Origin of the sequence: Dactylosporangium sp. NPDC000555 (genome assembly GCF_040300025.1) — a bacterium.
Taxonomy (GTDB): Bacteria; Actinomycetota; Actinomycetes; order Mycobacteriales; family Micromonosporaceae; genus Dactylosporangium.
The window spans coordinates 130,004-144,051 of the sequence record NZ_JBEPDB010000001.1 but is presented as its reverse complement, the minus strand read 5'-3'; the positions used below and the strand labels follow the sequence as shown (position 1 = coordinate 144,051).

The 14,048-nt window shown below is 70.7% G+C and carries 11 protein-coding genes; 5 read left to right on the top strand and 6 right to left on the bottom strand.

The features are described 5' to 3' along the window. The first annotated feature begins 157 nt into the window (after positions 1-157). A complete protein-coding gene (locus ABT297_RS00710) occupies positions 158-976 on the top strand; it encodes a 1,4-dihydroxy-6-naphtoate synthase (RefSeq protein ID WP_350543055.1) in 819 nt (272 codons plus the stop codon). 107 nt (positions 977-1,083) lie between these two features. Here ABT297_RS00710 and ABT297_RS00705 read toward each other — a convergent pair whose 3' ends face one another. Together ABT297_RS00705 and ABT297_RS00700 are read right to left on the bottom strand one after the other, a co-directional pair. Further along, positions 1,084-1,482 (bottom strand): cold-shock protein, encoded by a 399-nt coding sequence (locus ABT297_RS00705; RefSeq protein WP_350543053.1) that lies wholly within the window; start codon positions 1,480-1,482, stop codon positions 1,084-1,086. 69 nt (positions 1,483-1,551) lie between these two features. Then, positions 1,552-2,211: an HAD family hydrolase gene (locus ABT297_RS00700; protein WP_350543051.1), complete on the bottom strand. Its 660-nt coding sequence runs from the start codon at positions 2,209-2,211 to the stop codon at positions 1,552-1,554. A gap of 114 nt (positions 2,212-2,325) precedes the next feature. Between ABT297_RS00700 and ABT297_RS00695 the strand changes: the two genes are divergently transcribed. The 3 genes from ABT297_RS00695 (at position 2,326) to ABT297_RS00685 (ending at position 8,327) form a co-directional block, all read left to right on the top strand. Continuing rightward, positions 2,326-3,975 carry a glycosyl hydrolase family 18 protein gene (locus ABT297_RS00695; RefSeq protein WP_350543049.1) on the top strand — a complete coding sequence of 550 codons (1,650 nt, stop codon included), beginning with the start codon at positions 2,326-2,328 and terminating at the stop codon, positions 3,973-3,975. A gap of 79 nt (positions 3,976-4,054) precedes the next feature. After that, positions 4,055-6,424 (top strand): helicase-associated domain-containing protein, encoded by a 2,370-nt coding sequence (locus tag ABT297_RS00690; RefSeq protein WP_350543047.1) that lies wholly within the window; start codon positions 4,055-4,057, stop codon positions 6,422-6,424. 262 nt (positions 6,425-6,686) lie between these two features. Then, a complete protein-coding gene (locus ABT297_RS00685) occupies positions 6,687-8,327 on the top strand; it encodes a DNA repair helicase XPB (RefSeq protein WP_350543045.1) in 1,641 nt (546 codons plus the stop codon). Positions 8,328-8,336: 9 nt separating this feature from the next. On the opposite strand, the gene ABT297_RS00680 is transcribed toward ABT297_RS00685, so the two are convergent. From ABT297_RS00680 to ABT297_RS00665, 4 genes are all read right to left on the bottom strand, one after another. Then, positions 8,337-8,921, bottom strand: a complete 585-nt coding sequence (locus tag ABT297_RS00680) for an acyl-CoA-like ligand-binding transcription factor (protein WP_350543043.1) — start codon at positions 8,919-8,921, stop codon at positions 8,337-8,339. Continuing rightward, positions 8,899-10,413, bottom strand: a complete 1,515-nt coding sequence (locus ABT297_RS00675) for an MFS transporter (protein WP_350543040.1) — start codon at positions 10,411-10,413, stop codon at positions 8,899-8,901. Before ABT297_RS00675 ends, ABT297_RS00680 begins: the two co-directional genes overlap by 23 nt. Before the next feature lie 188 nt (positions 10,414-10,601). Continuing rightward, positions 10,602-11,663, bottom strand: a complete 1,062-nt coding sequence (locus ABT297_RS00670; RefSeq protein ID WP_350543038.1) for an aspartate-semialdehyde dehydrogenase — start codon at positions 11,661-11,663, stop codon at positions 10,602-10,604. A gap of 11 nt (positions 11,664-11,674) precedes the next feature. Continuing rightward, positions 11,675-12,940, bottom strand: a complete 1,266-nt coding sequence (locus tag ABT297_RS00665; RefSeq protein ID WP_350543558.1) for an aspartate kinase — start codon at positions 12,938-12,940, stop codon at positions 11,675-11,677. A 166-nt stretch (positions 12,941-13,106) separates the two neighbouring features. On the opposite strand from ABT297_RS00665, the gene ABT297_RS00660 reads away from it, so the two are divergent. Further along, a complete protein-coding gene (locus tag ABT297_RS00660) occupies positions 13,107-13,889 on the top strand; it encodes a hypothetical protein (RefSeq protein WP_350543036.1) in 783 nt (260 codons plus the stop codon). Positions 13,890-14,048: the final 159 nt, after the last annotated feature.

Here is a 14,048-nt window from a genome sequence, read left to right as displayed (position 1 = left end):
TGTCGTCGCGCTCCGTGGTCACCGACGGGGTTTCGTGAGCTGCGGCTCGACCCAAGTTCGCGCGTCCGCGTGGCGATGGGCGGAGAGTCGCGAGGGTCACACCGGGGGATTCTTTACTCGGCGTGCGGGCCCGGCCGCAAGGTCTAGATTCGGATTTGTGACGCTTTCCCTTGCCTTCTCGCCGTGTCCGAACGACACCTTCGTCTTCCACGCGCTCACGCACGGGCTGGTGTCCGGGGCGCCCGACTTCGACGTGACCTTCGCCGATGTCGACGTCACCAACACCGCGGCGTTGAACGGGGAATTCGACCTCGTCAAGGTCAGTTACGCGGCGCTGCCGTGGCTGCTCGACAAGTACACGCTGCTGCCGTGCGGCGGGGCGCTCGGGCGCGGGTGCGGGCCGCTGGTACTGGTCAAGGATCAGTCGATCAAGTCACTCGGGGGCAAGAGCGTGGCGGTGCCGGGGGACCGGACCACCGCATACCTGCTGATGCGCCTCTGGTCGGCCGGAGACCCGCCGGCGAGCGTCGAGATCGTGCCCTTCGCCGAGATCATGCCCGCGGTCGCGGCCGGGCGGTTCGATGCCGGGCTGGTGATTCACGAGGCGCGGTTCACGTACCAGCGGTATGGGCTGCACGCGCTCGCCGATCTCGGGGAGTGGTGGGAGAACGACACCGGGCTGCCGATCCCGCTGGGGGCGATCATCGCGCACCGGGACCGGGTCGACCCCGAGCAGGCGACCGCCTGGATCAAGGAGTCGGTGCGGCTGGCCTGGGAAAACCCGCGCGCCAGCCGGGAGTTCGTGCTCGAGCACGCGCAGGAGATGGAGCAGGCGGTCGTCGAGCAGCACATCGCGCTGTACGTGAACGAGTTCACCGCCTCGCTCGGGCCCGACGGCCATGCGGCGGTCGACACGCTGCTGAACCGGGCCGCGGCCGAAGGGCTGGTTCCCGCTACGCCGCTCGTCGGAGCGTAAACGCCGGTGTGAGATCCGTTACCTGCCGGGACGCACCCACGCACGCGACAGAAGGGCCCGGCGGGCGCGGGCCCTTCTTCATGCGGCGAGCGGCGAACAGGCCGAGATCAGACCTCGAGCTCCCGGGCCACCAGGTGCACGGCCTCGGCAACCGTGCGGGACGTCTTGCGATCCGGGAAGCGGCCGCGCTGCAGGTCGGGCTGGATCTTCGCCTCCAGCACCTTGATCATGTCCTCGATCAGGCCATGCAGTTCCTCCGGCGCGCGCCGGCTCGCCACCGCCCGGGCCTCGGCCACCGAAGGCGGCGCGTCGAGCAGCTTCACCTGCAACGCCTGGCTGCCCTTGCGGCTCTCGACCACCCCGAACTCGACCCGCTGACCGGTCTTCAGCTCACCCACGCCGGACGGCAGGGCCGCCTTGTGCACGAAGACGTCGCCCCCGTCGTCGCTGGTGAGGAACCCGAAACCCTTCTCCTGGTCGTACCACTTCACTCGACCCGTCGGCACGCTGCCCTGCTCCCCAGTGTCGGACCCGTCCCGGAGCCGTAAATGGCACGCCGGGATTGCACACCAAGGCTAGTCACCGGAAACGGCCCGGCCAACCGAGATCACGCCTTTGAGAAACGCCGGAAACGGGCGTAGGTCCTCGAAAACGACGGTCGCGCCCGCGGCGTGGAGGTCCTCCGCGGAGCATGGGCCCGAGGTGACGCCGACGGCCGGGATGCCGGCCAGGGCCGCGGCCTGCATGTCGGCCACGTGGTCGCCGACGTAGAGGGCGGCGCCAATGTCCTGCAGGACCCGGGCCTTTCCGGCGTGGAAGGCGTCGCCGTACACCTTGTCGACCGAAATGCCCAGATATGCGAGATGCAGTTCGGCGAGTCGCCCGAGCTTCGAGGTGATGACGGCGATTCGCGCGGGCACCTGGCGTACCGCATCCAGGGCTTGTTCTGCCCCCGGCAGAGCGACCGAGGGCGCGATGGCGTGGTCGGGATAGAGCGAGCGGTAGATGCCGATCGCCTCCTCGATCCGCTCGAAGGGAAACCATTCGGACATCTCCTGGCGCAGCGGCGGGCCCAGGCGGCTGGCCGCGAGGTCGGCGTCGACGTGGACGCCGGTACGCTCGGTGAGCGCCCGCCAGGTCGCGGCGATTCCCCGCCTGGTGTCGAGGAGCGTCATGTCAAGGTCAAAGCCAATGACAACCGGTTGTTGAGACACCTTTAAGGATGCCCAGGTCACAGTGGGTATGCCATCGAGAGACGCGCTGATCTCCTATTGACGAAGTGAGACCTCTGCCACTAGCGTCACGGATACTTTTAGGAAAGTTTCCTAAGGGATCATCCAGGAGACGCGATGAAACGATCCGTCCGCAACGGCCTCATCGTCGCCGCCGCGTTGGCGGCGGCCACGGCCGTCGTCCCTGTCGTCACCACCAACGCCAACGCCGCCGGCACCCTCAGCGCCACCTTCACGGTCGACCAGGACTGGGGCTCCGGCTGGGGCGCCAGCTACAAGATCACCAACGGCACCGCAAGCGCGATCAACGGATGGACGCTTGAGTTCGACCTGCCCGCGGGCGGCTCGATCACCAGCTTCTGGGACGCCGAGGTGACCCGCACGGGTCAGCACTACGTCGCCACGAACAAGTCCTGGTCCCCGACGCTCGCCGCGGGTGCCACGTTCAGCTGGGGCATGAACGGCGCCGGCGCCAAGCCGCCGATCAACTGCAAGATCAACGGCGTGGCCTGTAGTGGCGGCAACCCGACGACGTCGCCGACGACCAGCAAGCCGCCGACGTCCAACCCGCCCAGCTCCAACCCGCCTTCGTCGAAGCCGCCGACCTCCAACCCCCCGACCTCGAACCCTCCGACCTCGAACCCGCCCGTGGGGAACAAGAAGGTCGTCGCGTACTTCACCGAGTGGGGCGTCTACGGCCGCAACTACCAGGTGAAGAACATCGAGACGAGCGGCTCGGCGTCGAAGCTGACCCACATCCTGTACGCGTTCGGCAACACCACCAACGGGCAGTGCTCGATCGGTGACAGCTTCGCGGACTACGAGAAGGCGTTCACCGCGGCCGAGTCGGTCGACGGCGTCGCCGACACCTGGGACCAGCCGCTGCGGGGCAACTTCAACCAGTTGAAGAAGCTCAAGGCGAGGAACCCGGGCCTGAAGGTCATCTGGTCGTTCGGTGGCTGGACCTGGTCGGGCGGCTTCACGCAGGCCGCGCAGAACCCGACCGCGTTCGCGAACTCCTGCTACAACCTGGTCAAGGACCCGCGCTGGGCCGGGGTGTTCGACGGCATCGACGTCGACTGGGAGTACCCGAACGCCTGTGGCCTGCAGTGTGACACCAGCGGCCCGAACGCGTTCAAGAACGTCGTCGCGGCGCTGCGCGCCAAGTTCGGCTCCAGCTCGCTGGTGACCGCGGCCATCACGGCCGACGGCTCCAACGGTGGCAAGATCGACGCCACCGACTACGCGGGTGCGATCTCGAACCTCGACTGGCTCATGCCGATGACGTACGACTACTTCGGCGCCTTCAACGCGCAGGGCCCGACCGCCCCGCACTCGCCGCTGAGCTGCTACTCGGGCATCCCGACCGCCGGCTTCTGCGCCGAGGCGGCCGTCTCGAAGCTCAAGAGCAAGGGCGTCCCGTCCAACAAGATCCTGCTGGGCATCGGCTTCTACGGCCGCGGCTGGACCGGCGTCACCCAGGCCGCGCCCGGCGGCACCGCGACCGGCGCGGCGCCCGGCACGTACGAGGCGGGCATCGAGGACTACAAGGTCCTCAAGAACACCTGCCCGTCGACCGGCACGATCGCCGGCACGGCGTACGCGAAGTGCGGCAGCAACTGGTGGAGCTACGACACCCCGGCCACCATCAACGGCAAGATGGGCTACGCGAAGACGCAGGGCCTCGGCGGCGCGTTCGTCTGGGAGCTCTCCGGCGACACCGCCAACGGTGAGCTGATCACCGCGGTGAGCGGCGGCCTGAAGTAGCACATCGTAAGCACATCGAGGGCGGGCCCACCGGGCCCGCCCTCTTTTGTCAGACAATGCGGTTAGCGTATGAGGCGAGATGACGACGACTTCGCTGGCCGACCATTTACGCGCCCTGTCCGACAGGGAGCTGATGGCGCTCATCCGGTTACGTCCTGACCTGGTCATCCCGCCGCCGGCCGACTTCTCGGCGTTGGCGCACCGCGCGCAGTCCCGGGTGGCCGTCGCCCGGGCGCTCGACGCGCTCGACCAGTTCACGCTGGAGATCCTCGACGCCCTGCGGTACACGCGGGTGGGGCACACCTCCTCGATCGAGGCGGTGCTGGCGCTGACCGCGCAGTCCGGGCTGGAGGCGGCGCGGGTGCGCGCGGCGGTCGACCAGCTGCGCGCCTACGCCGTGGTGTTCGGGCCGGACCCGGCCCTGCGCATCGTCGGCGCCGTGGAGGAGGTCTGCTCGCCGTATCCGGCCGGGCTGGGCCGCCCCGCCGAGGAGCTCGACCCGATGGCGGGCGCGCTGGCCGCCGACGCCGCCGGGCTGCGCCGCACGCTGCTGGCCGCCCCGCCGGGCGCCCGGGCGGTGCTCGACCGGCTCGCCGCCGGGCCACCGGTCGGCACGGTCGCCGCCGCCAGCCTGCGGCCCGACTCCGACTCGCCGATCCGCTGGCTCGTCGACCGCCACCTGCTGGTCTCGGTCGGGCGCGACGCCGTGGAACTGCCGGTCGAGGTCTCGCTCGTGCTGCGCCGCGACGCGGGGCCGCTGGGCCAGCTGCACCCCGACCCGCCGCCGATGGACACCCCGCAGCGCGAGCCCGCCCAGCTCGACCGCGCGGGCGCGGGGCAGGTCCTGGAGCTGGTGCGCAACGCCGAGGCGCTGATCGAGAGCATCGGCCAGGAGCCGCCGTCCGTACTGCGCTCCGGCGGCCTCGGCGTCCGGGAGCTGCGTCGCTACGCCAAGTCCGTCGGAGTGGACGAGCCGCAGGCGGCGCTGCTGGCGGAGGTCGTCACCGCGGCCGGTCTCGTCGGCGAGGAGCTCATCGACAACAAGCGGATCGAGAGCGTGTTCATGCCCACGGTGGCGTATGACGCCTGGCGGGCGGGTGGCATCGCGGCCCGCTGGCACCGACTCGCGGTCGCCTGGCTGACCATGACTCGCGCCCCGGCGCTGGTGGGACAGCGCGACGACCGCGACCGGCCGATCAACGCCCTCGCACCGGAGCTGTCCCGGCCGGGCGCGCCGGCGCAGCGCCGGGCCGGGCTGCAGGTGCTCGCCGACCTGGCGCCGGGCCAGAGCGCGGCGCCGTCCGCCGTGGTGGAGACGCTGGCGTGGCGCGCGCCGCGGCGCATCAGCCGGGGCGCCTCGGCGGGCATCGAGGCCAGCCTGGCCGAGGCCGCGTTCCTGGGCCTGACCGGCTTCAACGGGCTGACGAGCTACGGCCGGCTGCTGCTGGAGGAGCTGCTGTCCGACGGCCTCGACCCGGACGACCCGCTGGGGATCGCGGCGCCGGAGGGATACGCGATGGCCGGCTCGGCGGCGCTGCTCGACACGCTGCTGCCCTCGCCGGTCGACCACGTGCTGCTGCAGGCCGACCTCTCCGTGATCGTCCCGGGCCCGCCGGAGCCGACCCTCGCCGGCGAGCTCGAGCTGCTGGGCCGGCAGGAGTCGGCCAGCGTCTACCGGATCACCACGGACACGGTGCGCCGCAGCTTGGACTCCGGCTACTCGGCCGCCGACCTGCACGCGCTGCTCGCGCGGCGGTCCCGCACGCCGGTGCCGCAGACGCTGACGTACCTCATCGACGACGTCGCCCGCCGGCACGGCGGCATTCGGATCGGCTCGGCCAACTCCTACGTGCGCAGCGACGACGAGTCGGTCATCGCCGAGGTGCTCGCCGACCGGCGCCTGCAGGCGCTGGGCCTGCGCCGCCTGGCGCCCACGGTCCTGGCCTGCCGCCACACCCCGGCCCGCCTGCTGGAGGCGCTGCGCGAGGCGGGCTATCCGCCGGTGCAGGAGGACGCGACCGGCGCCGCGGTGCTGACCAGGCCGAAGGTCCGGCGGGGGGCGCCGCGGCCGACGTGGGCCGCCCGCGGAGTGGAGGACCCGGCCACGAGCGTGCGGCTGTCGGCGCCGCGGCTGGCCGGGGTGATCGAGCAGATCCGCCGGGGCGACGCCGCGGCCCGGGCCGCCCGGCGGGCGCCGGTGACCGTGCGCTCCGACGGGGCGTCGAGCGCGTCGCACACCGAGGCCCTCGAGGTGCTGCAGCAGGCACTGCGGGACAAGACGCGGGTCTGGGTCGGCTACGTCGACGCGCACGGGGCCACGGCATCGCGGCTGGTCAGGCCGGTCTCGATGGGCTCGGGCTACCTGCGCGCCGAGGACGAGCGCACGGAGATGCTGCACACGTTCGCGCTGCACCGGATCACGGGGGCCATTCCGGAGGCCGACGCCTGAGCGTCGGTCGTGAGCGCTCCCGACCCCCGCGGAGCCCGGATCGGACGACGCGCCCGCCCCCGAACTGATTCGACCGTCCGATCCCGGCGCGCTTGCGGGCGTGCCGACTGCTGACGATCGCCGAACGCGCACGCCCGGCTCCGCGGCGAACGGCCGCCAGACCGTCCATGGTCAAAACGCGTACGACCCCTAGTCCGGTTGCATCGGCGTGCATCCTTCCCATTATCCGGGAACTGTCATACCCGCATGCGACACTGGTCCGGTGCCTGAAGGTCCGCTGATCGTCCAGTCCGACAAGACCCTCCTGCTCGAGGTCGACCACCCCGACGCCCAGGCCTGCCGCATGGCCATCGCGCCGTTCGCCGAGCTCGAGCGCTCGCCCGAGCATGTGCACACCTACCGGCTGACCCCGCTCGGGCTGTGGAACGCGCGCGCCGCGAGCCACGACGCCGAGAGCGTGGTCGACTCGCTGCTGCGCTTCTCGCGCTACCCAGTGCCCCACGCGCTGCTCGTCGACATCGCCGAGACCATGGATCGGTATGGGCGGCTCCAGCTGCTCAACGACCCGGTCCACGGCCTGGTCCTGCACGCCTCCGACCGGGCGGTGCTGATCGAGGTGTCGAAGAGCAAGAAGCTCGCCGGGATGCTCGGCGCCCAGATCGACGCCGACACGATCATCGTGCACTCCTCCGAGCGGGGCCGGCTCAAGCAGGCACTGCTGAAGCTGGGCTGGCCGGCGGAGGATCTCGCCGGCTACGTCGACGGTGAGGCGCACCCGATCAGCCTGGCGGAGGACGGCTGGGTCCTGCGCTCCTATCAGCGCGAGGCGGTCGAGTCGTTCTGGGCCGGCGGCTCGGGCGTGGTCGTGCTCCCCTGCGGCGCCGGCAAGACGCTGGTTGGCGCCGCGGCGATGGCCGAAGCGAAGGCGACGACGCTGATCCTGGTCACCAACACGGTCGCCGGGCGGCAGTGGAAGCGCGAGCTGCTGGCGCGCACCAGCCTCACCGACGCGGAGATCGGTGAGTATTCCGGCGAGCGCAAGGAGATCCGGCCGGTCACGATCGCGACCTACCAGGTGCTGACGACCCGCCGTGGTGGCACGTTCGCGCACCTGGATCTCTTCAGCGCCCGCGACTGGGGCCTGGTCGTCTACGACGAGGTCCACCTGCTGCCGGCCCCGATCTTCCGGTTCACCGCCGACCTGCAGGCCCGCCGCCGGCTGGGGCTGACCGCAACGCTCGTGCGCGAGGACGGCCGCGAGGGCGACGTGTTCTCGCTCATCGGCCCGAAGCGGTATGACGCGCCATGGAAGGACATCGAGGCGCAGGGCTGGATCGCGCCGGCCGAGTGCGTCGAGGTGCGGGTGACCCTCACCGACGCCGAGCGGATGGCGTATGCCGTCGCGGAGCCGGAGGAGCGCTACCGGGTGGCCGCCACCGCGCGGACCAAGCTGCCGGTGGTGCGCGCGCTGATCGACCGGCACAAGGACGACCAGATTCTGGTCATCGGCGGCTATATCGATCAGTTGCACCAGCTCGGGGAGTTCCTCGAGGCGCCGATCGTGCAGGGTTCGACCACCAACAGGGAGCGGGAGCGGCTCTTCGACGCGTTCCGAAACGGGGAGCTCAAGACGCTGGTGATCTCCAAGGTCGGCAACTTCTCGATCGACCTGCCCGAGGCCGCCGTGGCGGTCCAGGTGTCGGGGACGTTCGGATCACGGCAGGAGGAGGCGCAGCGGCTGGGGCGGGTGCTGCGGCCCAAGGCGGACGGCCGGCAGGCGCACTTCTACACGGTCGTCGCCCGGGACACGATCGACACGGAATATGCGGCGCATCGGCAGCGGTTCCTCGCGGAGCAGGGGTATGCCTACACGATCACCGATGCTGACGACGTGTTGGCCTGACTGGAAGATCTATGGCCCCTCGGCGATCACCGACAGCGCCTCGTCGATCATCGCCAGCACGTCGTCCGTGTTCTCGCCGTCCTGGACCCAGGCGATCAGAGCGTTGATCATGGCGCCCACGCACGCGCCCACGAACGCCTGGCAGCGGAAGTCGTCCTTCGGGCGGCCCAGGCGGTCGGCGAGCGCGGCCGCCAGGTAGCGGATCGAGTCCTGCATGCTGTCCAGGGCTCGCATCCGCAGGGCCGGCACGGTGAACTGCAGCCTCGCGCGCTGCAGGACCTGCTCGGCCTCATCCGGGCCGACCGAGGCGAATGCGTCGACGAAGCAGCGGCGCATCACCTCGAGCGGGGCCAGGTCCGGCGGCGCGGCGCGGATCGCCTCCGCCATGAGCTCGTCGTAGCGGTCCTGGATGATCACGTCTTCCTTGGTCTTGAAGTATCGGAAGAACGTGCTCGGCGAGATCTCGGCGGCCTCCGCGATCTGCTCCACCGTGGTCGCGTCGTAGCCCTGCTGGGCGAACAGGCGCACGGCGTGCTCCTGAATCGCCCAGCGGGTCTTCTGCTTCTTGCGTTCACGTAACCCTGGTGAGCTCATCAACCGATTCTTCCGCACCGGCGGCCGGCTGCGCACTCGGCAGGAACAGCGCCACCAGCACCGCACCCACCACGGCGATGGCCGCGCAGGCCAGCAGTACCGCGCTCATCGCGGCCAGAAACGCCGAGTGCGCCGACAACGCGAGCGCCTGGTCGCCGGTGCGCGCGGCGACCGCGACGGCGGCCGAGATCGACTGCTTCGCGGCCTCGGGGGCGGCGGCCAGGCGGTCGCGGTACACAGCGGCGGTCAGGCTGCCCAGCAGCGCCACGCCCAGGGCGCCGCCGACCTGGCGCAGGGTCATCGTGATCGCGGTGCCAGAGCCGGCCTCGTCGCGCGGCAGCGAGCCGAGCACCGCGTCCATCGCCGGGGTCAGCGCCAGGCCGACGCCGAGGCCGCCGACCGCCAGCCAGGTGGCCACGAAGCCGTACCCGGACTCGATGCCGGTGCGGGCGCCCAGGCCCAGGCCGACCGCGCCGATCAGCAGCCCGGCCGCCACCGGCAGCCGGGTCACCGTCAGGTGCGCGATGCGCTCCCCCAGCGGCGCGCCGACGAAGAGGCCGCCGATCAGCGGGAGCAGCCGCAGGCCGACGCCGAGCGCGTCGTTGCCGCGGACCGCCTGCAAGTACTGCGGCAGGATGAACAGCACGCCGAAGAGCGCGAAGGACGCCATGGTTCCCGCGGCGGTACCCCAGGCGAAGCGCGCCTTCCGGAAGAGCCGGAGGTCGATCATCGGGGCCTCGGCGCGCCGCTCGACGAGCGCGAAGATCGCGAGCAGGGCCGCGCCGAGGGCGAGGGCGACGAGCACGCGGGCGTCCGTCCAGCCCCGGGTGGGTGCCTCGATCACGCCGTACACCACGGAAACCAGGCCCAACATGGACAGCCCGGCGCCGATCAGGTCGACGCGCTTCGGCGTGGAGGACCTCGACTCCGGCACAAGCAGCCCGACGGCCACGAGCGCGACCAGCGCGACCGGAATGTTGATCACGAAGATCGAGCCCCACCAGAAGTGCTCCAGCAGGTAACCGCCGATGATCGGCCCGAGCGGCAGCCCGATGCCCATGCCCATGGTGACCAGGGAGATCGCCTTGCCGCGCTCGTGCGGCTCGAACATCACGGGCAGCACGGCCAACGTGATCGGGGTGAGGATCGCGCCGCCGACGCCCATGAGCGCGCGGGCGGCGATGACCTGGCCGGAGCCGCTCGCGAACACGGCGATCAGCGAGGAGCCGGCGAACAGCACGAGACCGGCCATCAGCAGGCGCTTGCGGCCGTAGCGGTCGCCGAGCGCGCCCATCGGCAGGAGCAGCCCGGCGAACACCAGCACGTACGCGTTGACGATCCACTGCAGGTCGTCGTTCCCGGCGTTGAGCGCGGTCGCGAGCGTGGGCAGCGCAACGTTGAGGATCGTGGTGTCGAACCCGACCGTGAGCGCGCTGAGCACGATCGCGACCAGCGCCCACCACCGGCGCCGGCTGGAAGTGATAGCAGACATATTTTGAGAGTAACTACCACTTGCTGCTAACTGTCAATCGAGATGCGCTTCACATATACCGATTGCCCGACTCGCTGGGCGACCAGAAATATGGTGATAAGTCGGGTATTGGTGCACCAGAAGTGCGCAAAGCTCGACGCCCGTCCCGCGTCAGCCATCCGGACTGCACGGTGGTGCGGAGCGGGCGGTTAGGCCGCGCGCAGCTCGGTGGAGAGCAGCTCGGCGATCTGGGCGGTGTTCAGCGCCGCCCCCTTGCGCAGGTTGTCGCCGGTCACGAAGAAGTCCAGCGCCCGGGGGTCGTCGACCGAGCGCCTGATGCGGCCGACCCACGACGGGTCCGTGCCCACGGCGTCGATCGGCATCGGGAACTCGCCCGCCCCCGGATCGTCGACCAGGATCACGCCCGGCGCGTGCCGCAGGACCTCGCGGGCGCCCTCGGCGTCGACCTCGGCGCCGAAGACCGCGTGCACGGCGACGGAGTGGCCGGTGACCACGGGGACCCGCACGCAGGTGGCGGAGACCTTGAGGTCGGGCAGGCCGAGGATCTTGCGCGACTCGTTGCGGAGCTTGAGCTCCTCCGAGGACCATCCGGCGTCGCGCAGGGAGCCGGCCCACGGCACCACGTTGAGCGCCAGCGGGGCGGGGAACGGACCGAGATCGTCGCCGACGGCCTGGCGCACGTTGCCGGAGCGGGAGCCCAGCGCGCGGTCGCCGCTGACCCGGCTGAGCTGGTCGAGCAGCGTGTCGACGCCGTCCTTGCCAGCGCCGGAGACCGCCTGGTAGGAGGCCAGGACGAGCTCCTTCAGGCCATACTCGCGGTGCAGCGGCGCGAGCGCCACGATCATCGTGAGGGTGGTGCAGTTGGCGTTGGCGATGACGCCCTTGGGGCGGTTGCGCACCTGCTCCGGGTTGATCTCCGGCACGACGAGGGGCACGTCTGGGTCCATGCGGAAGGCGCCCGAGTTGTCCACGGCGATCGCTCCGCGCGAGACGGCGATCGGCGCCCACTCCGCGGAGACCTCGTCGGGCACGTCGAACATGGCCACGTCGATGCCGTCGAAGACCTCGGGGGTGAGCTCGTGGACGAGCGCCTCCTCCCCGCGCACGGTGAGCTTGCGGCCCGCCGAGCGCTTGGAGGCGACGAGCCGGATCTCGCCCCACACGTTCTTGCGGGACGAGAGCAGCTCACACATCACGGAGCCAACGGCCCCGGTCGCACCGACCACGGCCAGGCTCGGCAGACCGCCCATGGGGGACGAACCTACCTTCCGGTCCCCGCGTAGACCACGGCTTCTTCGTTGCCGCCCAGCTCGAACGCGTCGTGGATGGCCCGGACGGCGACGTCGAGGTCGGTGTCGCGGCACACGACCGAGACCCGGATCTCCGACGTGGAGATCATCTCGATGTTGACGCCGGCCTCGGCGAGAGCGGCGAAGAGCTTGGCCGCGACGCCCGGGTTGGAGCGCATGCCGGCGCCGATGAGCGAGACCTTGCCGATGTGGTCGTCGAACAGGATCGACTTGAAGTCGATCGAGGACTTGATCCGCTCCAGGGCCGCCTTGGCGATCGCGCCGTCGGTCTTCGGCAGCGTGAAGGAGATGTCCGTGCGCCCCGTGCTCTCCGTCGACACGTTCTGCACGATCATGTCGATGTTGGTCTCCGCGGCGGCGACCGTCTGGAAGATCCGCGCGGCGACGCCGGGCTGGTCGGGCACGCCGACGATTGTGATCTTCGCCTCGCTGGGGTCGTGCGCGACGCCGGTGATGAGCGCTTGCTCCACGGAAAGGTCCTCCATCGATCCGGTGACCATGGTGCCGTTTGCGGTTGAGTACGAGGAACGGACGTGGATCGGCAGCGAGAAGCGCCGCGCGTATTCGACGCTGCGCAGGTGCAGCACCTTCGCGCCGCAGGCGGCCAGCTCGAGCGTCTCCTCGTAGGTGATCTGCTTGATGTGCCGGGCGTTCTTGGCCACCCGGGGGTCGGCGGTGAAGATGCCGTCGACGTCGGTGTAGATCTCGCAGACGTCGGAGTTCAGCGCCGCGGCGAGCGCGACGGCGGTGGTGTCCGAGCCTCCGCGGCCGAGGGTGGTGATGTCCTTGGTGTCCTGGGAGACGCCCTGGAAGCCGGCGACGATCGCGATCGCGCCCTCGTCGAGCGCGCTGCGCAGCCGGCCCGGGGTCACGTCGATGATCCGGGCGCGCCCGTGCGTCGACGTGGTGATCACGCCGGCCTGGCTGCCGGTGTAGGAGCGGGCCTCGAATCCCAGGTTGTTGATCGCCATCGCGAGCAGCGCCATGGAGATCCGCTCGCCGGCGGTGAGCAACATGTCCAGCTCGCGGCCGGCCGGGACGGGGCTCACCTGCGAGGCGAGGTCGAGCAGCTCGTCGGTCGTGTCGCCCATGGCGGACACCACCACGACGACCTCATGACCGGCCTTTCGCGTGTCGACGATCCGCTCGGCGACGCGCTTGATGCGCTCGGCGTTGGCGACGGACGAACCGCCATACTTCTGCACGATCAGCGCCACGCCGTCGAGCTCCTTCCAGGCCTCATCCGCCCGTTTGGGCGAGGTCAACGCAGCCGAGCGTACCGGTGTGAGGTTCCCCTCGGGAGTGGCGTTCCACGATCCGGCCGCCCCGCCGGGCGAGAATACGCGGGTGCGGGAGCGTCGGGTCGGGAATAACGCGATCACTGTGACCACGGGCACGGCGCTGGCCGTGCTCACCGGTGTGCTGGTCGCCGCCTGCGGTTCGTCCGGCGCCCCGGATCCGGGGGTCAGCCTGGCCCGCACGCCTGCGCCGACCCAGCCCGACCCGCGCGGGATGCTCGCCGCGCGGGTGGCGGTCGCGAAGGACCAACGCTACGTCGCCGCGTACACGCTGACCGTGCCGAACAAGGCGCCCCGCTCGATCCTGGTCTCCATCGCCACCGACCGCACCTGGCGGGTCGACGTCCAGGGCGGCGCGCTGGGCGGCACCGCCGACGTGGCGATCGCGAACCGGCCCGACGGGCAGTTCCAGTGCCAGATCAACCCGCCCGGCAACTGCGTCAAGGTGGCCGCGAGCGGCAAGAGACTGCCGGCCGCGATCGACCCCAGGGTTCAGTACGTGTTCGTGAGCTGGCTCGACGTGCTGCTGGACCGGCAGATCCCGCTGTCGGTCGCGGCGGGCGACCCGCTGGCCGGCACGTCCGCGCCCTGCTTCTCGGTGGAGCCGAGCGTGACCGCGATCCAGCCACCGATCGATCCGGGCACGTTCTGCTACAACGACAACGGCATTCTCACCGCGGCCAAGTTACCGTTCGGGCAGCTCACGCTCGCTGGCGAGGTGGTCGCGGCGCCGCCGACGATCTCACTGCCCGGCCCGGTCGTGGACGGACCGCCGATGACCACGGCGGCCCCGCCGGCGCCGGCGCAGTCGGACGTCTCGGGGTCGCGTTCGCCCTCGACCGCGCCGTCGGTGAAGACCTCTCACTGAACGGGACCGGTTTCGCGGTACCGGATGGGGGGCGTATGGTCTCTCTTGACATGTGGCAGACGCTTCTTCTTCGTCGCCGCGACGAGGCCCCTCAGGCCGGCACCTCGTCGCGGGGATGATGCGCGTCTGCGCTCCTGCCGGTCTGTCCCAGACCAGACC

Excerpts from the sequence above, each read along its gene's own strand:
- ABT297_RS00670 (WP_350543038.1), bottom strand. The coding sequence starts at position 11,663 with ATGGGCGGTCTGCCGAGCCTGGCCGTGGTCGGTGCGACCGGGGCCGTT.
- ABT297_RS00690 (WP_350543047.1), top strand. The coding sequence starts at position 4,055 with ATGACGACGACTTCGCTGGCCGACCATTTACGCGCCCTGTCCGACAGG.
- ABT297_RS00695 (WP_350543049.1), top strand. The coding sequence starts at position 2,326 with ATGAAACGATCCGTCCGCAACGGCCTCATCGTCGCCGCCGCGTTGGCG.
- ABT297_RS00680 (WP_350543043.1), bottom strand. The coding sequence starts at position 8,921 with ATGAGCTCACCAGGGTTACGTGAACGCAAGAAGCAGAAGACCCGCTGG.
- ABT297_RS00675 (WP_350543040.1), bottom strand. The coding sequence starts at position 10,413 with ATGTCTGCTATCACTTCCAGCCGGCGCCGGTGGTGGGCGCTGGTCGCG.